An 836-nucleotide genomic window follows, 5' to 3' on the forward strand; every position below is an offset into this window, starting at 1 on the left:
GCGCAGCATCGATCCTGCGCGCCGAGCTCACCTGACTCACTCAGCTGTCGTACTGGATATCAGGTGGATTTGTGGCGGGCGCCGCCTTCGATGTGGACCGTCTCGCCGGAGATGAAGCCCGCGCGGAGGAGCCACATCACCGTGTCGACGACGTCCTCGGTTTCGCCGTGGCGTCCGACGAAGGTGCCGGCCGCGCTCTTGCTCAGCAACCCGGCCTTGTTGTCACCAAGGCGATCCCATACGCCCGAGTCCACGACACCGGGCGAGACGGCGTTGACCCGGACCGGAGCGAGATCCGCCGCCAGGTGGCGCGCGGCGTACTCGACCGCACCGTTGGTGATCCCCTTGACCAGTGAGCCCGGCCCCGGCCGCCAGCCGACGACGCCGGAGAACATCACCATCGACCCGGTCGGCCGCAGTACCGAGGCGAAGTGCTTGGCGACCAGCAGGGGCCCGACCACCTTCGCCGTGAACGCGGCCAGCAGCTTGTCGCGATCCAGCTCGGTCGCGCGTACGTCGTGTGGCGCCGAACCGGTCGTGACGAGGTGATCGATCCCGTCCTTCAGCTGTTCTGCCGCGGCCGCGATTGTCGACTCGTCCTGCAGGTCGACCCGCAGCGCGGTGGCGCCGATCTCGCGTGCCAGTACGTCGGCCGCGGCCAGATCACGTGCACCGACAACTACGTCGTACCCGTCCTTGACCGCACGCCGCGCCACCGCCGCGCCGAGCGCCCGTGCACCGCCGATGACCAGGATCCGCTCCATGTGTATCGCTCCCTCTCGTAGGATCGAGTGCAACGGTATGGATTTGATACCGGTATCTTCAACGGAACTGGG

Annotated in this window: 1 protein-coding gene; it reads right to left on the bottom strand. The window is 67.5% G+C overall.

The genetic code is table 11. The features are described 5' to 3' along the window. Window positions 1-59 precede the first annotated feature (59 nt). Entirely contained in the window at window positions 60-764 is a 705-nt protein-coding gene (locus E0H75_RS42785; RefSeq protein WP_131519473.1) for an SDR family NAD(P)-dependent oxidoreductase, read from the bottom strand. Window positions 765-836 lie beyond the last annotated feature (72 nt).

It is taken from the genome of Kribbella capetownensis (assembly GCF_004331485.1).
GTDB lineage: Bacteria > Actinomycetota > Actinomycetes > Propionibacteriales > Kribbellaceae > Kribbella > Kribbella capetownensis.